19 protein-coding genes and 1 tRNA gene are annotated in these 19,927 nt (G+C 65.2%); 16 read left to right on the forward strand and 4 right to left on the reverse strand.

What is annotated here, in order from left to right; genetic code table 11:
• Positions 1-108 precede the first annotated feature (108 nt).
• From ACFYOW_RS40305 to ACFYOW_RS40325, 5 genes are all read left to right on the forward strand, one after another.
• The gene (locus ACFYOW_RS40305) at positions 109-1,284 is read left to right on the forward strand and encodes a lactate 2-monooxygenase (RefSeq protein WP_387295762.1); all 1,176 of its coding nucleotides are present in this window, start codon (positions 109-111) and stop codon (positions 1,282-1,284) included.
• Between the two features lie 194 nt (positions 1,285-1,478).
• Positions 1,479-1,886, forward strand: coding sequence for a MarR family winged helix-turn-helix transcriptional regulator (locus ACFYOW_RS40310; protein ID WP_306306451.1), 408 nt, complete (start codon positions 1,479-1,481; stop codon positions 1,884-1,886).
• Between the two features lie 44 nt (positions 1,887-1,930).
• Positions 1,931-2,015 (forward strand) — tRNA-Ser (locus ACFYOW_RS40315).
• Between the two features lie 186 nt (positions 2,016-2,201).
• The gene (locus tag ACFYOW_RS40320) at positions 2,202-2,594 is read left to right on the forward strand and encodes a hypothetical protein (protein WP_387295764.1); all 393 of its coding nucleotides are present in this window, start codon (positions 2,202-2,204) and stop codon (positions 2,592-2,594) included.
• 188 nt (positions 2,595-2,782) lie between these two features.
• Positions 2,783-3,037, forward strand: a complete 255-nt coding sequence (locus ACFYOW_RS40325; protein ID WP_387295766.1) for a hypothetical protein — start codon at positions 2,783-2,785, stop codon at positions 3,035-3,037.
• Positions 3,038-3,115: 78 nt separating this feature from the next.
• Here ACFYOW_RS40325 and ACFYOW_RS40330 read toward each other — a convergent pair whose 3' ends face one another.
• Complete coding sequence (locus ACFYOW_RS40330; protein WP_387295768.1) at positions 3,116-4,168, reverse strand: hypothetical protein; 1,053 nt, start codon at positions 4,166-4,168, stop codon at positions 3,116-3,118.
• 644 nt (positions 4,169-4,812) lie between these two features.
• On the opposite strand from ACFYOW_RS40330, the gene ACFYOW_RS40335 reads away from it, so the two are divergent.
• Positions 4,813-5,163, forward strand: a complete 351-nt coding sequence (locus ACFYOW_RS40335; protein WP_387295770.1) for a hypothetical protein — start codon at positions 4,813-4,815, stop codon at positions 5,161-5,163.
• Positions 5,164-5,182: 19 nt separating this feature from the next.
• Here ACFYOW_RS40335 and ACFYOW_RS40340 read toward each other — a convergent pair whose 3' ends face one another.
• Complete coding sequence (locus tag ACFYOW_RS40340; RefSeq protein ID WP_364480075.1) at positions 5,183-6,385, reverse strand: cysteine desulfurase-like protein; 1,203 nt, start codon at positions 6,383-6,385, stop codon at positions 5,183-5,185.
• 230 nt (positions 6,386-6,615) lie between these two features.
• Here ACFYOW_RS40340 and ACFYOW_RS40345 point away from each other — a divergent pair, with 230 nt between their 5' ends.
• The 8 genes from ACFYOW_RS40345 (at position 6,616) to ACFYOW_RS40380 (ending at position 14,609) form a co-directional block, all read left to right on the forward strand.
• Positions 6,616-7,224, forward strand: coding sequence for a bacterial proteasome activator family protein (locus ACFYOW_RS40345; protein WP_387295772.1), 609 nt, complete (start codon positions 6,616-6,618; stop codon positions 7,222-7,224).
• 320 nt (positions 7,225-7,544) lie between these two features.
• Positions 7,545-8,429: an ABC transporter permease gene (locus tag ACFYOW_RS40350; protein ID WP_387295932.1), complete on the forward strand. Its 885-nt coding sequence runs from the start codon at positions 7,545-7,547 to the stop codon at positions 8,427-8,429.
• A gap of 13 nt (positions 8,430-8,442) precedes the next feature.
• On the forward strand, positions 8,443-9,282 hold the full coding sequence (locus tag ACFYOW_RS40355) for an ABC transporter ATP-binding protein (protein ID WP_063039778.1): 840 nt from the start codon (positions 8,443-8,445) through the stop codon (positions 9,280-9,282).
• Positions 9,283-9,626: 344 nt separating this feature from the next.
• Positions 9,627-10,577, forward strand: a complete 951-nt coding sequence (locus tag ACFYOW_RS40360; protein ID WP_387295934.1) for a glycosyltransferase — start codon at positions 9,627-9,629, stop codon at positions 10,575-10,577.
• Positions 10,578-10,778: 201 nt separating this feature from the next.
• On the forward strand, positions 10,779-11,900 hold the full coding sequence (rsgA, locus tag ACFYOW_RS40365) for a ribosome small subunit-dependent GTPase A (protein ID WP_387295774.1): 1,122 nt from the start codon (positions 10,779-10,781) through the stop codon (positions 11,898-11,900).
• A gap of 56 nt (positions 11,901-11,956) precedes the next feature.
• On the forward strand, positions 11,957-12,661 hold the full coding sequence (locus tag ACFYOW_RS40370) for a hypothetical protein (RefSeq protein ID WP_387295776.1): 705 nt from the start codon (positions 11,957-11,959) through the stop codon (positions 12,659-12,661).
• Between the two features lie 185 nt (positions 12,662-12,846).
• Entirely contained in the window at positions 12,847-13,698 is an 852-nt protein-coding gene (locus tag ACFYOW_RS40375; RefSeq protein WP_387295778.1) for an SDR family oxidoreductase, read from the forward strand.
• A gap of 350 nt (positions 13,699-14,048) precedes the next feature.
• Positions 14,049-14,609, forward strand: coding sequence for an O-acetyl-ADP-ribose deacetylase (locus tag ACFYOW_RS40380; protein WP_387295936.1), 561 nt, complete (start codon positions 14,049-14,051; stop codon positions 14,607-14,609).
• Positions 14,610-14,697: 88 nt separating this feature from the next.
• Here the strand turns inward: ACFYOW_RS40380 and ACFYOW_RS40385 are convergent, their stop codons facing one another.
• Both ACFYOW_RS40385 and ACFYOW_RS40390 read right to left on the reverse strand, forming a co-directional pair.
• On the reverse strand, positions 14,698-16,593 hold the full coding sequence (locus tag ACFYOW_RS40385) for a glycosyltransferase (RefSeq protein WP_387295780.1): 1,896 nt from the start codon (positions 16,591-16,593) through the stop codon (positions 14,698-14,700).
• A gap of 124 nt (positions 16,594-16,717) precedes the next feature.
• Positions 16,718-17,254 carry a GtrA family protein gene (locus tag ACFYOW_RS40390; protein WP_387295782.1) on the reverse strand — a complete coding sequence of 179 codons (537 nt, stop codon included), beginning with the start codon at positions 17,252-17,254 and terminating at the stop codon, positions 16,718-16,720.
• A gap of 108 nt (positions 17,255-17,362) precedes the next feature.
• On the opposite strand from ACFYOW_RS40390, the gene ACFYOW_RS40395 reads away from it, so the two are divergent.
• Complete coding sequence (locus ACFYOW_RS40395) at positions 17,363-18,343, forward strand: glycosyltransferase (RefSeq protein WP_387295784.1); 981 nt, start codon at positions 17,363-17,365, stop codon at positions 18,341-18,343.
• Positions 18,340-19,926, forward strand: coding sequence for a DUF2142 domain-containing protein (locus ACFYOW_RS40400; RefSeq protein ID WP_387295786.1), 1,587 nt, complete (start codon positions 18,340-18,342; stop codon positions 19,924-19,926). The genes ACFYOW_RS40395 and ACFYOW_RS40400 overlap by 4 nt, the downstream gene beginning before the upstream one ends.
• The last annotated feature ends 1 nt before the right edge of the window (position 19,927 follow it).

Genomic DNA, 19,927 nt, shown 5'->3' on the forward strand with positions numbered 1-19,927 from the left:
CGGCTCACTCGAGTGCCGGACGTCGGTCCCGCCGGGACGGTCGGCGTCGGCGGCAGCAATATGGCGAGCGGCCTGCGGGGATGGGGGCGGGGGACTAGCGTTCCCGGCGTGAGCAGCTTTGTCGACTTCCAGAACGAGATCTACCTGGGTGGACTCGGTGGCGCGGTGCCCGAATTGCCGTTGACCGCTGCGGGTTTGGAAGACCGGGCACGCGAGGTGCTGAGCAAGGAAGCCTTCGCGTATGTCGCGGGGAGTGCGTCCGGGGAGCGGACGGCGTCGGCCAATCGGTCCGCATTCGACCGCCACCGGATTGTGCCGCGGATGCTGCGCGGCACCTCGGGGCCGGGTGCGCGCGATCTGTCGGTGGAGGTGCTCGGGACGCGACTGGCCGCGCCGGTGCTGACCGCGCCGGTCGGGGTGCTGGAGCTGCTGCACGAGGGCGGCGAGGTGATCGTCGCGGAGGTCACGAAGGAACTCGGCGTCGGTACCGTGCTCTCGACGGCGGCCTCGTCCACCATCGAGAACGTCGGCGCGGCAGCCGGCAGCTGGTGGTATCAGCTGTACTGGCCCGCCGATAACGAACTCGCCAGATCCTTCGTCGAGCGCGCGGAACGGGCGGGTGCGTCGGTCATTGTCGTCACGGTCGACACCCCGAGCCTCGGTTGGCGACCCCGCGATCTCGAGCTCGCACATCTGCCGTTCCTGCACGGCAAGGGCATTGCCAACTATCTATCGGATCCGGTCTTCCGCGCGAAGCTTTCCGCGCCACCCGAGGAGAGCGAGGATGCGATGCGAGCCGCGATCCTCACCTGGAGCGGACTGTTCGGCAACCATGCCCTGCGCCCCGCCGACCTCGCCCACCTACGCGAGTGGACCGATCTGCCGATCGCGGTCAAGGGCATCCTGCATCCGGACGACGCCCGTCAAGTCGTCGACGCGGGTGCTGATGCGGTGGTCGTCAGCAACCACGGCGGCCGCCAAGTCGACGGTGCCATCGCCGCACTCGATGCGCTTCCCGCCGTGGTCGCCACCATCGGCGACCGCGCGGACATCCTGTTCGACTCCGGCATCCGCACCGGTTCGGACATGCTCACAGCGCTGGCACTCGGTGCGAAGGCGGTGCTCTACGGCCGCCCATGGGCATACGGTCTGGGCATCGCGGGCCGAGCGGGTGTGCGGCACGCGCTGCGCGTCCTGCTCGCGGACTTCGACTCCGTCATGGGCCTGTCCGGATGCGCGAATCCAGCCGAGCTCGACCGTTCCTTGATCGCGACAATCCGTTGACCCTCCCGGCCATCGGGCCATAATCCAGGATTTGATTAATCGTGTGTCCAGGTCTTTCGCTGGACCGCTAGGTTGTGCGTTTGTGCAGTTCAGGCGCGCATAGAATGGAAGTCGTGATTCCAGAACCGAGCAGTCACGCGCCTGTCGAGCCGAAATGGCTCTCGTCGTCGCAGCAGCGTGCCTGGCGGGCATACATGGACGGTAACCAGCGCTTGGCGACGGCACTGAACCGTCAACTACAACGCGACTCCGATCTCACCCTCGCCGAATATCGGATCCTCGTCCTGCTCTCCGAGGCCCCCGATCGTTCGTTGCGCATGAGCGAACTGGCCGACGGCGTGCTGTCCTCGCGCAGTCGGCTCACCCATCAGATCCGCCGCCTGGAGACCCAGCGAATGGTCCGCCGCAATACTTGCCTCGAGGACGGCCGCGGCGTACTCGCCGAGCTCACCGAGGAAGGTATGCGTCGGCTGGAGGCCGCCGCACCCGGTCACGTCGAGGCGGTCCGCCGCAACTTCATCGACCTACTCGGTCCCGAACAACTCGAGATAGTCGGCGAGGTCTTCGCCCGCGTCGACCACGAGATAGGCAACTCCGACTAACCCGTCGGCAGACGGCGTACGGCAACGGGTAATCTCGTTGGCCTGGAGACGTGGCAGAGCGGCCGAATGCACTCGCCTTGAAAGCGAGCGTCGCGAGAGCGACCGGGGGTTCAAATCCCTCCGTCTCCGCAATCCTGACCTACTCTTTCAGGTCTCTCATGTCAGCGAAACCTCAACGGCGAGAGGGGAATCCTGACACACCGCGACACGCGGGCTTCCGAGGCGCGCGATCGACGGGTTGCGGCCCATGTGCTGCTGTGTGAGGGTTTGTCGATGCCAAGCGCGGTGTGGGAGTACCGCTGAAGGAGGGGTTCTATGACTGCAATCGCAGCCCAGGTCGATCCCCTGAACGAAATCGCCGACGAGATAAAGAATTTTGCGAATGCGGCGTATTACGGCGCAAAGACAATCGGTGATGGAGTGCAGACTCTCCTGGATATCGGCGCCATTGCCGCCATCCAATGGGCTGCGGCGGAACTCGCCGGGGCAACAGGCGTGGGCATTGTCGCCACTGCCGCGCTGGTTGCGGCCGCTACGTTGACGACCCTCGAAGCAATTGCGGAATTCAATATGCTGGTTTCGAAGCTGTCCTCGCTCTATATCAGCTTGGAAGGGATAGCCGGGGTCATCTACGCGGCGATCGGTACGGTGCAGTCCGGCGATCTGCCTGCGCTGCCACAGAAGTCCTACGACCATCCGGGGGCATGAGATGAGTTCGCCCGAGCCGATACATGATCTCGCGCGGGCGATGTCGCGGTGTCGCGCCAGCTTTCCAAGGCACTCGGGGTCATCATGACCAGCACCGCGGATCCGCAATTGAAGAAGCGTTCGAATGTCCGGCCTGCGACTACTGCTTGTATGAGGTCAGGCGGTTCCGGCGAATTGCTTCGCTGGCGTTGCTGACAGTCGCGCTGACCTTCGCGGCACTTTTGGTCGCGCGGCTTCTCGGCGTCGAGCAGCTCTATCTGCCGCTGACCTTCGCGGTACTGCCCGGATGCTTTCCGATCGCGTTGGCTGTCGCCGTGGTCGCCTGGACGAGGTCCCGCTATTTCGCGGATGTCTGGCTGACGGACACGACCGACCATCTGATCGTGTCAGCACACCCCGGCTTCGTCACGGCCGTGGAGCAGCGACGCGCGGAGTCGCACTGACGGGCGCTATTCGGCAATTCGTCCCACGCGTGAATCGAGGTCTGGTCGACGATGCGGCCGTCGCGGGGTCCGGGCCGATCAACCGGTCGTCGTGACCATCAATTCGATCAGCAATCGCAATGCGTGGTCCATCTCCGCTTCGGTCATCCGAGCCATACCGCACGATGTGCTCAACCCGCCGAAGGGACGAGGGTAATATTTCCGCGCTTGCGTCAAGGCCAAGCGGACATGGTCCGCACTCGCCTTCTCGTGCACGATGCCTGCGTAGATAGTCGCGTCGGCGGTCAGCTGTTCCAGCGGCTGATAGATATCGGGGTTGTCCACGTCGGCGAACGGCAGTACGTCGGCCGCCGCCAGCGGAATGTGAATGCCCTGCAGCGTCCTACCCTCGGGCCATGCCGCCACGATGGCGTTGACCAAGAGCACGACCGGCTCGAACCCGTTGATCTGCTTCAGCCATGTGCTGTGCTCCCAGTCGCCACGGCACAGATGGATCGTGACACGGGCGCCCTCCGGCATCCGGCGCACGAATGCGGCGAGATCCGAAGCCAGCTCAACGGCTTTCGCGGCCCGCGCTTGCGCCGACTCGATCACCTCGATCGTCAACATGCGCCCGGGACTCTCGAGCTGGAACACCACATCGCCATCGAACAGCCGGTGAATAGCGAAGATCTCTTCCAACGCCGGTTTCCGAAACGACTCGTAATGCTGCTCGAGTCCGGCCTCCCCGAGGGCGAAGTACGCATGATCGTACGGATCGACAATGCACGCCTGATAGCTCTTGCTGCTGCCGCGTTCCGCGATCATGCGCTCCAGAATCGGCTTGGCCGCCTCGGCTTGGTCGAAATACCCGAGCAGCACCGGCGGAATCTCGAGCTCACCCTCGCCGGTGTACTCGTAACCAGGCATCCCTGGATACGCCAACTCGATGTTTCCGTCCTTCACCTTCCGCATTCCAGGAAGCGCGAAGGTACTGCGCAGCCTCGGCATGATCCAACCGGGAAAAGCCGTGTCACCCTCCGGAAATGACGGTAGGTACTCCCACATCGTGCCGAATTTCTCCATCGCGATCTGTCGTGTCGGCGCGTTGGCGCTTCCTACCAGGTACGTCACGGGCAGTGAAAGAGCCATCGGGTGTCCTCTCCGTACAGGTGTGCGGGGACTATAGCGCCGACGAGCTCGGCTCGGCTCCCTCCAGCTTCGAACCGAGTCGCGCGCAAAGCGAGATATTCTGTCTCGCAAGCAAACTCGCCGAATCAGCGTAGCCTTTCAACCCTCGCGAACGCCCTCCCGGTGCTGGGAACCGCAATGCTTTCCGAGACCACATTGCCCGAAACCGGGTCGAGCGCAACGGTTTCGTCCGGTGCGCGGGCGCTGCGAACTGGTGCTCGGGTTTCTGGATCGCCGGGTGCGGTCACGACGGTCGTCGATAATGGGCGGCGTGCCTCTCACCGAAGGCTCCAGCCAGTCCGGCTCTGATGAGCCGAGCCCGCCTCTGATAGCGCCAGAGGACTACATCACGGATCGCTTGGAGCAGTACCAAGGTTGGTATGACAAGAAGGCCGTGACGATGAAGGCCAGGCATTTGCAGATCCGGGTGCTCGCAGTGGGCGGCGGCGTGACCGTACCTGCGCTTGTCAACCTCCCGTTCGCGTTGGCACCTGTCGTGGTCACAGTGGTCGGTCTCGTTGTAGCCGCGGTGTGGCGTCCAGCTGATCCGGATCGATGCGCCCCGGACAGTTGCGTGACATATCATCGATGCCATACTCGAATGTATGTTCGATAATCGACATCGAGACGTCTGGCGGCCGTACTCACCGCTGCTGCCGATCTACGTCGACATCGATCGTGTGCTTCCGCCGGATGGATCGCCCACCCGCGAGGTATCGGCGCGGGTGAAGAAGTACGGCCTGGTCTTGTCCGGTCGGATGGCGGCCAGGCAGCGGGCCTGGCATCGGCTCGTGGACGGGCGCTGGGTGGCCAGTATCGAGGTGCCGGTCGAGACCAACGGGCAGTGGATCTATCTGGACTTCATCGCGCCGGCCGACGCGGTCGCGCCACGCGAGGGCGGCGACGCGATGCCGGAGCGACCGAGCAATCAGTGGGGGCAGCCGAAGCGATACTGACTACCGGCAGCGCCCGGACTCACTCCAGGGCGGCGAGGGCGCGGCCGAGTTGATCGATCTCGAATTTCGTTGTGTACGGGGCCAACCCGACGGTTACAGCGCCGCCCTCGTCGTTGACGCCGAGGGCGTCCAGCAATCGGCTGCCGCCGTGGACGCCGCTCAAGGTGCCGATGCGGGCGTCGGCGAGTTTGGCGGCTACCTTCTCGGCTTGCATGCCTGCCATGGTGAAGCTGACGGTGGGGATGCGGGTGGAGGCGCGGCCGATGACGGTCAGGTTGGAGATCTTGTCGAGCACGTCCATCAGGTGCTCGAACAGTTGGTCGTGGTAGTCCTGCAGCGAGGTGATGGAGATTTCCAGGCGCTCGCGGCGGGTGCCGCGGGCGCGCTCGTCCAAGCCTGCGAGGAAGTCGATGGAGGTGGTCAAGCCGGCGAGCAGGGCGTATTGGTGGCCGCCGACCTCGAGGCGTTCGGCGCCTTTGGCATAGGGGTTCAACGACATCGACGGAATACGGTCCAGGAAGGCCGGATCGCGGAAGACCAGTGCGCCGATCTGCGGACCACCCCAGGCGGGGGCGCTCAACGCGACCACATCGGCATTCAGTTCATCGATATCAATGAGGGCATAGGGCGCGGCACCGAAGCAATCGGCGACGAGCAGACCACCCACCTCGTGCACCCGATCCGCCGCGACCCGCACCGCGGGCGCCGAACCGACGATCGGCGACGCGGCGGTCAGCGCGACCAGCCGGGCGGTCGGGCCGATCAATTCCTCGAACTGCCACGACGGCATCTCACAGGTCTCGATCTCGACCTCGGCCCAGCGCACATGCGCGCCGTAGCGATTCGCGATCCGCAACCACGGCGCGACGTTCGCCTCATCATCCAATCGCGACAGCACTATCCCGGTGCCGAGGCCGAGTCGCGAACTCAGCGACTCCGCCAACCAGGCCAGCAAAACCGCGCGGTCCGGTCCGAGCACGACGCCCGCCGGATCACCGCCGACGAGATCCGCGACGGCCTCGCGCGCCGCATCCAGAATCGCGGCACTGCGAACGGCGGCGCCATTGCGGCCGATGTGGGAAAACGATGAGGTTCGGAAACCTGTTGATACTGCACGAGATACCGAATCCGGAACCAGCATTCCGCCCTGCGGGTCGAGATGGATCCAGCCGTCGCCGAGGGACGGTATCAGGCCCCGAACCCTCGCGACGTCGTAAGTCATGTTGGCCACTCTAAGGGCAGCGGGCGAGGCTGGGTAACCGCGTTCCCCCTCACCCGCAGGCGGGGGTGCAGTGAACTGGGACTCAGCATGGCAACCGACTTTCACCCAAATCCGAACCACACGACCCGAACAGAATAGACGCCGCCTCTGCGCCGCGGCACCGACCCGGTGACCTGATCGAAGGGCGACCGACTTAGCGCGTTCGCGGCGGACGCGACATGATGGGGACCATGACGCAATCGGATGGAGCACCCGAATCCATTGTCGTGATCGGACCCGACGGCCGGCCGCTGGCTATTCCGGTCGAGTCCGGCTCGGACATGCCCTTCACCGCGCAGGTCGTTACCAACGGTGATGAGAAATCCGACAATGCGGACAATAAGGACGACGTCGAGGAATCGCTCGCCGATATGGTCGAGCAGCCCGCGAAGGTCATGCGCATCGGGACCATGATCAAACAATTGCTGGAAGAGGTCCGCGCGGCTCCGCTCGACGATGCCAGCCGGACCCGGCTGCGCGAGATCCACAAATCCTCGGTGCGCGAACTCGAACAGGGTCTTGCCCCGGAATTGCGCGAGGAACTGGAGCGGCTCACGCTGCCGTTCACCGATGACGCCTTGCCGTCGGATGCCGAACTTCGGATCGCTCAGGCCCAGCTCGTCGGCTGGTTGGAAGGTCTTTTCCACGGCATCCAGACGGCGCTGTTCGCCCAGCAGATGGCGGCGCGCGCGCAGCTGGAACAGATGCGTCAGGGTGCGCTGCCGCCCGGCATCCACGCGACCGACCCGCGCGGGGGCCAGTCGAACCCGCCGATCGGCGGCTCCGGACAATATCTCTGACCAGATCCGAGTCGAGTGCCAGCCGGGTCGGGGGTGTCTGATTTGCGGCGATCGCGGGGCCCTACGTGGTTACGCTTCGCTACCGCCTCCGGGCCCTGCCGCTCACGCCGCGGGAAATTGCGAGGGTAGTGTCGAGCACCGTGCCGTCCGCTGCCGCCCGCCCCGACTCGGTCCCCGATGTGAATACGGCGCGTCCCGATGAGAGCTCGGATCGTCCTGAAGAGGGTTCAGTGCGTTCAGATACCAGCCAAGCGCGTACCGACGAGAGTTCCGATGAGACCTCCGTGCCTCCTGAAGAGAACACCGCGCCGGAGCATCCGGTGAGCTCCGACGCGGAAACGCCCGCGTCGGAGGAGACCGTCGCGCCTGCGAGCGCGATCGTCTCGGACTCGCAGACCTTCGGGCGCGCGTTCAAAGACTTCCGCGGCGGCTTCACGCAGCGCGAGCTCTGGCTCTCGCTCGGCTGGCAGGACATCAAACAGCGCTATCGACGCTCGGTGCTCGGCCCGTTCTGGATCACCATCGCGACCGGTGTGCAGGCCGCCGCGATCGGCATTCTGTACTCGGCGCTGCTCGGCCAGTCGATCAAGTCGTATCTGCCGTATGTGGCCGTCGGCATCATCGTCTGGAATGTGATCCAGGCCAGCATCCTCGAGGGTTCGGATGTCTTCATCGCCAATGAGGGACTGATCAAACAGTTGCCGTCGGCGCTGAGCGTGCACGTCTATCGCCTGGTGTGGCGGCAGTTGCTGTTCTTCGCGCACAACATGCTGATTTATCTGGTGGTGCTGTTCGCATTCGGCGTCTGGGAAAAACTGCACTGGACCGCCATTTTCGCGATCCCCGCGCTCGGGCTGTTGTTCCTCAACTCGATGTGGGTCTCGATCGTGTTCGGCATCTTCAGCACCCGCTACCGCGATATCGCGCCGATCCTCGGCAGCCTCACGCTGATGCTGTTCGTGCTGACGCCGGTCATGTGGAATACGAAAAGCCTCGCAGAACAGGGTGGTCAGGTGAGCGAGCGCGCGAAGCTGGCCGAAATCGTGCCGACGTTCCATTACCTGGAGATCGTCCGCGCACCGCTGCTCGGCGATGATCAGCACCTGTATCACTGGGTGATCGTCGGCTCCATCACGGTAGTCGGCTGGATCGTGGCGATCTTCGCCATGAAGCAGTACCGTTCGCGCGTGCCGTACTGGGTATAGGAGATCGGGCCCGATGACCGACCATGTGAGTATCGAAACCCGCCAGGCGTGGGTCGAGTTCCCGATCTTCGACGCCAAATCGCGATCGCTGAAAAAGGCATTCCTCGGCAAGGCGGGTGGTGCGATCGGCCGCAATCAGTCCGACGTTGTGGTGGTCGAGGCGCTGCGCGACATCACCCTTTCGCTGAAAGAAGGCGACCGGGTCGGCCTGGTCGGACATAACGGCGCGGGCAAATCGACACTGCTGCGATTGCTTTCGGGAATCTACGAACCCTCGCGCGGCAGCGCTCGCATCCGCGGCCGGGTGGCGCCGGTATTCGATCTCGGCGTCGGTATGGATCCGGAAATCTCCGGCTTCGAGAACATCATCATCCGTGGGCTTTTCCTCGGACAGACGCGCAAGCAGATGCTGTCGAAGATCGATGAGATCGCCGAATTCACCGAACTCGGCGAATATCTGTCCATGCCGCTGCGCACCTATTCCACCGGTATGCGGGTGCGCTTGGCGATGGGCGTGGTGACCTCCATCGATCCGGAGATCCTGCTGCTCGACGAGGGTATCGGCGCGGTGGATGCCGAATTCATGAAGAAGGCTCGGATCCGGTTGCAATCACTGGTGGCCCGCTCGGGCATCCTGGTGTTCGCCAGCCATTCCAACGAATTTCTCGCCCAGCTCTGTGATACCGCCATGTGGATCGACCACGGGCAGATCCGTTTGCGCGGCGGTATCGAAGAAGTGGTGCGTGCCTATGAGGGCCCGGACGCGGGCAATCACGTCGCCACCGTGCTGCGCGAAATGGAAGCGGAACGGAAAATGGGAACCGAGCGAGAATTGGAGCGGAATCAGGCATGAGTGAGCCGACCGGGCGCAACGCCCCGATCGACGCGGGGCGCGAGGGCCCGATCGACTCCGTGCCGGATTCCGATGCACCGACCTCGAGCGCCCACGCCGTGCCGCACGACGCAACACCTCAGCCCGCAGACGCGGCAGCGCAAGCTACGAATGCCCCGGGGCAGCAGCGTGCGGACGACCCCGCAGCACAGGCCTTGGACGACTCGGCGTCGCAGCCTGCAGACGCAACCCCGCTGCCCGCAGACGACGCAACACCGCAATCCACGCCTCAGCCTGCGGACGACCAGGCAACGCAGCTCCCAGACGACCTGGACGACGACTCCGACGAACCTTCACCCGCACAGATCGAAGCCGCGCGCACCCCGGCGGGCACCGGTCCCGACGCCAAAATCGTCGCCGTCGTCGTCACCCACAAGCGCCGCGAGTTGCTCGCCGAATCGCTGAAAGTGCTTGTCTCCCAGACCCGCCCGGTGGACCACCTGATCGTGGTCGACAACGCCAATGAACCCGAGGTCGCGGAGCTGGTCGCCCAGCAGCCGGTCGAGGCCACCTACCTCGGTTCGGCGCACAATCTCGGCGGCGCGGGCGGTTTCGCGCTCGGCATGCTGCACGCGCTGACCCTCGGCGCGGACTGGGTGTGGCTGGCCGACGACGACGGCCGCCCCGACGGCTCGGAAGTCCTTGCCACGCTGCTGGATTGCGCGGGCCGACACGGTCTGGTCGAGGTGTCTCCGGTGGTCTGCGATATCGATGAACCGGACCGGCTCGCCTTCCCGCTGCGCCGCGGTGTGGTCTGGCGGCGGCTACGTTCCGAGCTAGGCGATGAAGACTTCCTGCCCGGCATCGCCTCGCTCTTCAACGGCGCGCTGATCTCCGCCAAGGCGGTCGATCTGATCGGCGTTCCGGACCTGCGGCTATTCGTGCGCGGCGACGAGGTCGAGGTGCATCGCAGGCTGGTTCGGTCCGGTCTGGCGTTCGGCACCTGTCTCCAGACGGCCTACCTGCATCCCAACGGCGCCGCCGAATTCAAGCCGATCCTCGGCGGCCGCATGCACACCCAGTACCCGGACGACCCGGTCAAGCGCTACTTCACCTACCGCAACCGCGGCTACCTGATGTCCCAGCCGGGTATGCGCAAACTGCTGCCCCAGGAATGGATCCGGTTCTCCTGGTTCTTCCTCGTCACCCGCCGCGATCCGGCCGGTCTGCGCGAATGGTTCCACCTGCGCAGCCTGGGCCGCAACGAGCAGTTCGGCAAGCCGACTCCGGATCAGAAGCCCACCGACGAAAAATAGATTGCGCGGGTCTGCAGGCCATGCCAAAGTTGGCGAGCAACGTCGAGACAAGAGTGAGGAGGTGGAGATCGTGACACGGACCGTTCGGATTGTCGTGCCCGGATCAGCCGTGCAAACGCACGCTGTCGCACGAATTTCCGCCTCAGATACCTCTCGCTGAGTCCGGTTCGGGCTCGGCGCCCGACGAAGGATTCCTCCATCATGGTCGACCGCGACCTCCTCGTCCCTTACGGCTGGACCGAAGCCGTTGCCAATGAATACAACTCGCTCATCCACGATGGGTGCGTCCCCGCGCGGGTGATCCGCATGGATCGCAGTGAATGCGATGTCGCGACACCGACCGGACTCACGCGCGCCCGTTGCCAGCGTTTGATTTGGCCTGAGCGGGGGCCGTCCGTGGTTACGCAAGCTGCCTCCTCCCGGCCTGACCCGCTCAGGCGGGGTTCGGATTCCGAAATCAGCGGCCTGTGCACCGGCGACTGGGTGAGCATCGATACCGAACTGAATGTGCGACAACTGCTGCCGCGCCGCGGCACGATCATGCGCTCGGCCGCCGACCGGCGCGCACAGGGCCAAGTGCTCGCCGCGAATGTCGATACCGTGCTGATCTGCAGTGCGGCCGACGGCGATATCGACCTCGGTCGGATCGAGCGCATGCTCGCACTGGCGTGGGAGAGCAGCGCACAGCCGATCGTGGTGCTCACCAAAGCGGATGCGGCGCTGGATATTCCGCTCGACGAAGTGCAGTCCGTCGCGCCCGGCGCGGTGGCCCTCGCGGTCAGTGCGGATACCGGATTCGGACTCGATGTGCTCACCGCGATGCTCGACGGCACCGTCGCGCTGATCGGTCCGTCCGGCGTCGGGAAATCGACGCTCGCCAATGCCCTGCTCGGCCAGGAAGTCTTCGCCACCAACGCCGTTCGCGCGGCGGACAAGAAGGGCAGGCACACCACAGTGCATCGGGAGCTGCGGCCGCTGCCCGGCGGCGGCACGCTGATCGATACGCCCGGACTGCGCGGCATCGGACTCTGGGATGCCGCGGAAGGCATCGAGAAAACCTTCAGCGATATCGAATCCATCGCGGCGCACTGCCGATTCGACGACTGCGCGCACAACGGCGAACCCGGCTGTGCCGTACAGGAAGCCATCGACGGCGGCGTGCTCACCCAGCGGCGCTTCGACAGCTACCGCAAACTCGAACGGGAAAACGCCTGGATGGCAGCGCGATCGGATAAGCGGCTGCAGGCCGAACGGGCCAAGGTGTGGCGCGATATCCGCAAGCAGCAGCGGCAGTTCTACCAGGAGAGAAGCTCGAAACGCTGATTCCGCGGAATCACGGTAGGGTCGGCACGCACAAATCGCTAAACGGGAGGGTTCCGATGAGTTACCCCGGCGGGTATCCGCCACAGGGCCAGCCCGGGCAATGGCCCGGACAGCCCGCATATGGTCAGCCGGCGCCGCAGGGCGCGCCGAATCCCTACGGTGCGCCACCGCAATACGCGCCGCCCGCGGGGCAGCCACCGATCAGCCAACCACAGGTGCCGCAACCGCCGTACGGCAGTCAGCCGCATATTCCGCAGCCGCAGTACGGCCAGCCCGTACCGCCGCAGCCGTACGGTCAGCCTGCTCAGCCCTATGGGCAGCAGCCGTACGGCCAGGCGCCCTACGGACAGCCGGTTCCGCAGCAGGCGCCCGCCCCGCCGGGCATCACCGTCGAGGCCTCCTATGAGTGGTTCGCCTTCCTGCTGGCGATCACCAAGCCGAAGATCCTGATCAACGGTCAGCGGGTGCCGAATACGCGGTGGGGTCAGAACCATATTCCGGTCGGCCCGGGGCAGTACCACGTGAAGGTGACCACGCCCTGGCTGTTCGATATGGGCCCGGCGAATGCGACGGCCGCGATTCAGGAAGGTCAGGGCGCACGGTTCTACTACAAGCCGCCCGCGGTCATCTTCCTCAACGGTGCGATCGGCCCGGTTCCGCAGAAGACGCCCGGCGCCATCTTCATCTACATCAGCTGGGGCATCGTGGCATTGATGATCCTGTTGAACATCGTGTTGATCGCCGGCGCATCCAGCATCTGACAGCGACGAAAGGGCGTCGGGGGCTCCGGCGCCCTTTCTTCGACCAACCTATGCAACTGGTTGCATAGGGGCCTGGGTTACCCTTGACGTGCACAACACCCGTCGGCGACTGCTCGCCGGTCGCTCGAACGGGTCGGCACGGTCGCGGGCGCACCCACCCGCGGCCTGGACGACAGGAGCAGGTCATGACGGAACCGGGATCGAAGCCGCTCGCGGGCGCGACGATGATCATGTCGGGCGGCAGCCGTGGCATAGGTCTGGAGATCGCCAAACGAGCCGCCGCCGACGGCGCGCATATCACCCTGATCGCGAAGACCGACCAGCCACATCCGAAGCTGCCCGGCACCATCCATACCGCAGCCGCGGAACTCGAGGCGGCGGGCGCAACCGTACTGCCGTTCGTCGGCGATGTGCGCATCGATGAGTCGGTCGCCGAGGCCGTGCGCCAGACCGTCGAGCGGTTCGGCGGCATCGACATCGTCGTCAACAACGCCTCGGCGATCGACCTGTCCCCCACCGACGCCATCTCCATGAAGAAGTACGACCTGATGCAGGACATCAACTGCCGCGGCAGCTTCCTGCTCTCCAAGCTCAGCATTCCCGCGCTGCGCGAATCCGCCGCGGCCGGCCGCAACCCGCACATCCTCACCCTGTCCCCGCCGCTCAACCTGGACCCGAAATGGGCGGGCATGGCGCTCGGCTACACCATCGCCAAGTACGGAATGTCGCTCACCACACTGGGTTTGGCCGAGGAGCTCAAGGGCGACGGTATCGCCGTCAACTCGCTGTGGCCGCGCACCACCATCGCCACGGCCGCGGTCAAGAATCTGCTCGGCGGCGAGGAAATGATCGCCACCTCCCGCACCCCCGATATCTACGCCGATGCCGCCTACCTGGTCCTCACCTCACCGTCGAAGGAGACCAGCGGCAACTTCTTCCTCGATGACGAAGTCCTGGCCGCACACGGCATTACCGATCTGGACAAGTACCGCGTCGTCCCCGGCGACGCCGAACTGACCACCGACCTGTTCCTCTGACGCCGACCCCGAAGGTGGTCCACCCCGGGCCACCTTCGGGCTGTCAGCCCGCTACCGTCGCTATCGTGACCGGTAAACCAACGTTGGCCGCGCTCTTCGAACCGGAGCCCGAAGGGTGGGGGCTGCGCGGCGATCCCTACGTCTGGCAAGAAATGCGGAGTCGACTCGTAGATCTCGACCCGCCGTCGACTACCACCGAGTTGATCGCACTGCTGCACGACAGCTTCGAGCAAGTCGTCGGGTTGCGTCTCGGTGCGAAAAACGCACCCGCCAGCGTGCATCGACCGGAGTTCGCGCACGGCGGCATGTCGAGCGGGATGGTCAGTCTCGATGCCTGGCGGCAAGCGTTGATGCCGCTACTCGAAGGGCGCGCCAGGCACCTGATCTCGGGCGCTCCCGGTACCGCCACGATCATCCTTCGCCGGGGCGATATCACTGAACAGCGGGTCGACGCGATCGTCAACGCGGCCAACTCTTCTCTACTCGGTGGTGGCGGCGTCGATGGCGCAATCCATCGCGCTGGTGGACCGGCGATTCTCGACGCCTGCCGCGATCTGCGCGCATCGCGCTACGGCAAGGGCCTGCCCACCGGCGAGGCGGTCGCCACTACCGGGGGCGACCTGTGGGCCCGATGGGTGATCCACACCGTCGGACCCGTATGGTGCGCGACCGAAGACCGCTCCGCCCTCCTCGCCTCGTGCTACCGCGAATCCCTCCGGGTAGCAGACGAATTGGGTGCGCGAACGGTCGCCTTTCCTGCCATCTCGACCGGCATCTACGGCTGGCCGATGGACGACGGCGCCCGCATCGCTACCGAAACGGTGCGCCACACGAAAACATCCGTACAAGAAGCCCGCTTCGTGCTCTTCGACGAGGGCGCGTACGCCGCATTCGAAGCCGCATTGCGCTGAGCGCGGTCGTCACGCGCACTATTTGGCGCGCCGCGCATGGATTGCCCGATCATTTCGTACTGGCGGGCAAACCGTGCGCGGCACCGGCTCAGTTCGGCTCGATGCCGTAGAGGCGCTCCCAGTTCTCCCGGCTGGTCAGCTCCGGCATCGCCGCGCGGTACTGCCGGGTGAGGTTGGGCAGTTCGCGGCGCAGGCGGCGCAGGACGCGGATGGTGCGGATGAGCAGTGCACGAGCGCGCGCCTTATCGCGCTGCCGGACCCGGACACCGGACTGCGAGGCGTCGGTGACCACGACGTGGTCGAACAGCGAGACATGCCACCAGTGCGCGTCCTCGCGGGTGACGCCGACCAGCCCGTGCTGGGTGCGCCCGGTCCACTGGGCGATGGCCCGCTTGATCAGCACCGCCGTGACCCGACTCGGTTCGCCACCGGCCCGACGCAAATTGATATCGGCCGAGCGCACCGGCGGGGTCGCGGCGGGATGCTTGATGGTCTCGGCGTAGTCGCCGCGACTGGTGCGAGCGGCGGCCAGCGCGGCAATTCCACCGTCGCGCAGGACCTTCGGCCCTTGCAGGAAGTCCTCGATGCCCTGGAGAGTGGTGTGCACCAGGCCGTACTGCATGGCGACCAGATGTTCGGCCAGACTCCGGAACAGCTGGCGGGTAATGGCTTTGCCGTCGAGATCGGTGTGCAGTGAACCGACGATCAACGAATTGCGCGTGCTGAAGTAGCGCGCCCAGTCGTCGTAGTCCTTCCAGTAGAAGTCCGCGTGCCATACCGCGGCGTTCGGCAGCGTCACCGTGACGAACCCGTGCTCGCGGGCCCGGATGCCGTATTCGACATCGTCCCACTGGAAGAAGATCGGCACCGGCAGTCCGATCTCGGCGACCACCTCGGCCGGGATGAGGCAGGTCCACCAGGCGTTGTAGCCGGCGTCGACGCGGCGCTCCTGGTTCTTCTTCAGCATGCTGATGTTGCGCAACGCCTTCGGCACCTTCTGGCCGTGCTTGAGTTCGTGCAGATGCACTTCCTCGGCGCCGACATTCAGGTAATCCGGGTTGAGCAGGAACAACATCTGCGCACCGACCAGGGTCGGTTCCACGGTCATATTGGCGAAGGCGTTGAGCCGCAACACCGTTTCCGGTTCGCAGAGGATGTCGTCGTCCATCAGGATGACGTCGGCGTGCTCGTTTACCGCGGACACCTCGTACAGGCCACGGGTAAAGCCACCCGCACCACCGAGATTGGGCTGCCGGATGTAGCGCAACTTGTCACCGAAGATCGGCAGCGTCTCCTGGAAACGCGCCTGGTTCTCCACCAGATCGGTGCCTTGATCCACCACATAGACCGCGTCGATGGCCTCCAGAATCGGGGCGTCGGAGGCGAGCGCGGCCACCGTCTCGGCGCAGTCCGCGGCCCGGTTGAACGTGCAGATCGCGATGGCGACCGGGCGCATGTGGTCGGGTGCGGTGGCAGACCAGGTCTGCGCGGAAATGCCGAGTTCGCCGCCGATGGCATCGAATTCGAGCCACAGCGCGCCACCGTCGACGTACTGGTCCAGCGGTGCGGTCAGGGTCAGCGGGCCGCTCGTGGTGATCTCGGCGGTCTCGATGATCCGGCGGTGCCCGGCGATATCGGAGGCGACCACGCGGACGCGGGCCTTCTTGGTCACATCGAGCACCATGCTCGCCCACACCTCGGTGACCGTGGTCCAGCGCTGCCAGTAGCTGGCCGCGAAGCGCCCGAAGTAGGTGTTGGTGTGCGCGGACGCGCCCTTCTCCAGTCTCAGCTCCAGGCGTTCCCGATTGGCCCGACCCTTGACGACGGCGTACAGCTCGTCACTCACCTTCGCCGACGGACCGGTGAAGATGCCGCGCTGCAGCACCAGCCGATCGGGCGCCTGGTGGTCGACGCGCAGCGACGCGGGCGCGGTCGAAGGTTGGTCATTTGTCTCGGTAACGGCCTGGGTAGCCGACTGATCCATGAAGTCCTCGAAATCGTTTCGGTGCCGACGGGACAGACACGCCCCTGGATGCCTTCGCGGCGGGTGCGAGGATATCAATCAGGCTCGGCAGCTGCCTGTCCAGGAACCGGAGCGGTCCTGCTATTTATGGTTGCTTGTCATTAGCCGAACTGTCCGAAGAACCGACGAATACGAATTTGTCGTAGGCCCAGTATCGGAACACCACCGCGACGATCTGGCCGATGAGCGTGCCGGAGATGTTGTCCGACAGCGGTGAAGACAGGTCGAGCACATAGCGGGAGAACCCGAGACAACCTAGTTGCAGGCCGATAGCGACAACATTGAATATGGCATACAAGAGGTACTCGCGCCCGGGATTATCGGATTTCTTGTGCCCGAAGGTCCACCACTTGTTGCCGAAGTAGGTCACCACCGTGGCCACCGCGATCGCGATGATCTTGGCGGGCAGCGGCGCGTGGTACAGCACGCCCTCGCCACCCCAGAACACCAGCAGGTTGTAGGTGCCCGCGTCCACGAGGAAACCGATCCCGCCGACCACCAGGAAAGCGCCGCCGCGCCGCAGTGCGGCAATCACCTTCGCGGTCAGCGGCTCGTCGACGGGCGTCGATTGCGGTGAGCCGGACCGTTCGGAGAATGACACGGGCTGCTCTGGGTAAGACACCCGGCGACGGTACCCCAGTAGGCTCGGTGAACCGAGTGAGCACCAATAGGTATCGCCCTGTACCCTCCCGGTGTTCCCCATTCACCGCCGACATCGAGGATTGACCGGGTGGACTCCACCGAGCTCCGAATTGCCGCAGTGGTGCCATGCCACAACGAGGAGGCTTCGGTCGCCAAGGTCGTCGCCGACCTGCAGGCCGCCGTGCCGGGAATCGTCGTCTACGTCTACGACAACCGCAGCACGGACGCGACCGCCGAGCGGGCCCGCGCGGCCGGTGCGATCGTGCGCCACGAACACACCAAGGGCAAGGGCAATGTGGTGCGCCGCGCCTTCGCCGATATCGAGGCCGATATCTATCTGATGATCGACGGCGACGACACCTACGAGGCGTCGGCCGCACCGCTGATGATCAAGACACTGCTCGACGGTCCGTACGACCATGTGCTCGGCGTCCGCAAACAGGACGAGGGCGCATCGGCCTACCGCTCCGGCCACGAGACCGGCAACAAGGTGCTCAACGGCGTGGTCGGAAAGGTGTTCGGCGAGAACGTCGACGATATGCTCAGCGGCTTCCGGGTGTTCTCGCGCCGATTCGTGAAGAGCTTCCCTGCCGTCTCGCGCGAATTCGAGATCGAAACCGAGCTGACCGTGCATTCCCTGCATCTGCGGGTCCCCCAGACCGCGGTCCCGGTCGGCTTCCGTGATCGGCCCGCGGGCAGTGAGAGCAAGCTGCGCACCTACCACGACGGATTCAAGATCCTGGCGCTGATCATCGGCCTGGCCAGACATGAGCGGCCGGTCGCGTTCTACGGGTTGTTCGGCACGCTGAGCTGGCTGGTCTCGATCATCCTGACCATTCCGATCGTGGTCGAGTTCTACAACACCCATGAGGTGCCCCGCTTCCCGACACTGTTCCTCGGATTCACCTTGCTGCTGCTCGGCAGCCTGGCCTGGACCGCGGGGCTGATCCTGGACGGCATCCGGCGCTCACGGCACGAGGCCGCCCGGCTGGTCTACCTGCGCTACTCGGCCGTCGGCGCGGACGACGCGCATGGTGGTGACATGAACACCGGTGGAGCCGAGCGTTGACCACCTCGGCGGATCGAACCGCAACTGCCGCGAATCCGGAACCGGAGACCACGGACAACGATGTCGCGACAGCCGAATCCGCTGCCGCCGAACCTGATTCGAGCAGATCGAATCCGGCACGTGATTTCGGACGCCGGATCGTGGCCCGCTTCGGCGCCGCGACGGTCGCCTTCACCATCGTCGCCACGGTCTTCGGCGCACTGTTCGCCTGGATCACCCCGCCGTTCTGGGGCCACGACGAAATCACCCAGTTCGGTCGCGCCTACCAGGTCGCGCACGGCGGCTTCCTGCCGCAGCGGATCCACGACGAGCGCGGCATCTCCTATGGCGGCGATGTGCCGATCAGCATCACCGAGCTGATGGGCTACGCGCTGCACGACTACAGCTCCAATCCGGAAGAGCCGGATCAGATGGTGGCCGATCCCGGCAGCTACGCCCGGATGGAGGGCGCCGCGGTTTCCAAGGCCGAGGAGCCGGTCTGGTTCACCAATACCGCCGCCTACTCGCCGGTGCCGTATATCCCTGCGGCCATCGGCATTCGGGTCGCCGAGCTGTTCGGACTGAACGTCGGCGCGATGATGCTGCTGACCAGGCTCGCGGGCCTGGCCACCTACCTCGCGCTGGTCGGATTCGGGCTGTGGGCACTGCGCGCGCACCGGGTGCAGTGGCTGGCGTTCACCGTCGCCGTGCTGCCGATCGCGGTCTTCCAGGCGGGCACCGTCACCGCCGACACCATGACCAACGCACTGGCCATCCTGGTTTCGGCCTTGCTGGTCAAGGCACTGTTCCTGGGTGATGGTCTCGGTCGCACCGAGACGGCCGCGCTATTGGGTGCGACCCTGCTGCTGCCGGTCAGCAAGCCGACCTACGTGCTGCTCGCCATGCTCGTGGTGCTGGTGCCGACGAACCGGTTCGCCCTCGGCGGTGCGGCCGGTTGGAAGCGTTTCATCCCATGGGGTTTCGCGGGACTGGGCGCGCTGGCTTTCGCGGTCTGGATGAAGATCGCCGCGCCGACCGGCGACGGCATGGGCCTGATGCGCCCGCAGCACCAATGGAATTCGGTGCGTCCGGGCGATCAGCTGCACGGAATCCTCACCGACCCGGTGAATTTCGTGAATACCTTCGGCGAGAGCATCGCACTGCGCGACCAGCGGTGGTTCACCCAGTTCTTCGGTGAACTCGGCTTCGCCTACATCGATGTCCCCGCGCTGTCGGTGCTGGCCTGCCTGCTCGCCTTCGCGGTCAGCATCGGTATCGCGGATCGGATGAATACCGCGACGGCCACCTTCCGGCGCACACTGATCGTCGCGCTGACGCTGCTCGCGAGCGTCGCGATGATCTACGTGACGCTGTACATGTCGTTCACGCCGGTCGGCTACTACATCATCGACGGTGTCCAGGGCCGGTACTTCGTGCCGCTGGCGATCGTCGCACTGGTGGTGCTGCTGCGCTGGATGCCGTTGCGGCTCACCGACGTTCGCGGCCAGACCCCGACCAAGGGTCCGGCCGTCGCCGTCATCGCGGCCACACTGATAGCGTTGATCGCCGCGCTGTGGAAGTACTACTCGATCGTCTGGGGCTGAC

It is taken from the genome of Nocardia sp. NPDC006982, from assembly GCF_042869435.1.
In the GTDB taxonomy this organism is placed as follows: Bacteria; Actinomycetota; Actinomycetes; order Mycobacteriales; family Mycobacteriaceae; genus Nocardia.

Excerpts from the sequence above, each read along its gene's own strand:
- ACFYOW_RS40310 (WP_306306451.1), top strand. The coding sequence starts at position 1,479 with ATGGACGGTAACCAGCGCTTGGCGACGGCACTGAACCGTCAACTACAA.
- ACFYOW_RS40320 (WP_387295764.1), top strand. The coding sequence starts at position 2,202 with ATGACTGCAATCGCAGCCCAGGTCGATCCCCTGAACGAAATCGCCGAC.
- ACFYOW_RS40330 (WP_387295768.1), bottom strand. The coding sequence starts at position 4,168 with ATGGCTCTTTCACTGCCCGTGACGTACCTGGTAGGAAGCGCCAACGCG.
- ACFYOW_RS40335 (WP_387295770.1), top strand. The coding sequence starts at position 4,813 with ATGTTCGATAATCGACATCGAGACGTCTGGCGGCCGTACTCACCGCTG.
- ACFYOW_RS40340 (WP_364480075.1), bottom strand. The coding sequence starts at position 6,385 with ATGACTTACGACGTCGCGAGGGTTCGGGGCCTGATACCGTCCCTCGGC.
- ACFYOW_RS40345 (WP_387295772.1), top strand. The coding sequence starts at position 6,616 with ATGACGCAATCGGATGGAGCACCCGAATCCATTGTCGTGATCGGACCC.
- ACFYOW_RS40355 (WP_063039778.1), top strand. The coding sequence starts at position 8,443 with ATGACCGACCATGTGAGTATCGAAACCCGCCAGGCGTGGGTCGAGTTC.
- rsgA (WP_387295774.1), top strand. The coding sequence starts at position 10,779 with ATGGTCGACCGCGACCTCCTCGTCCCTTACGGCTGGACCGAAGCCGTT.
- ACFYOW_RS40370 (WP_387295776.1), top strand. The coding sequence starts at position 11,957 with ATGAGTTACCCCGGCGGGTATCCGCCACAGGGCCAGCCCGGGCAATGG.
- ACFYOW_RS40375 (WP_387295778.1), top strand. The coding sequence starts at position 12,847 with ATGACGGAACCGGGATCGAAGCCGCTCGCGGGCGCGACGATGATCATG.
- ACFYOW_RS40380 (WP_387295936.1), top strand. The coding sequence starts at position 14,049 with ATGCCGCTACTCGAAGGGCGCGCCAGGCACCTGATCTCGGGCGCTCCC.
- ACFYOW_RS40385 (WP_387295780.1), bottom strand. The coding sequence starts at position 16,593 with ATGGATCAGTCGGCTACCCAGGCCGTTACCGAGACAAATGACCAACCT.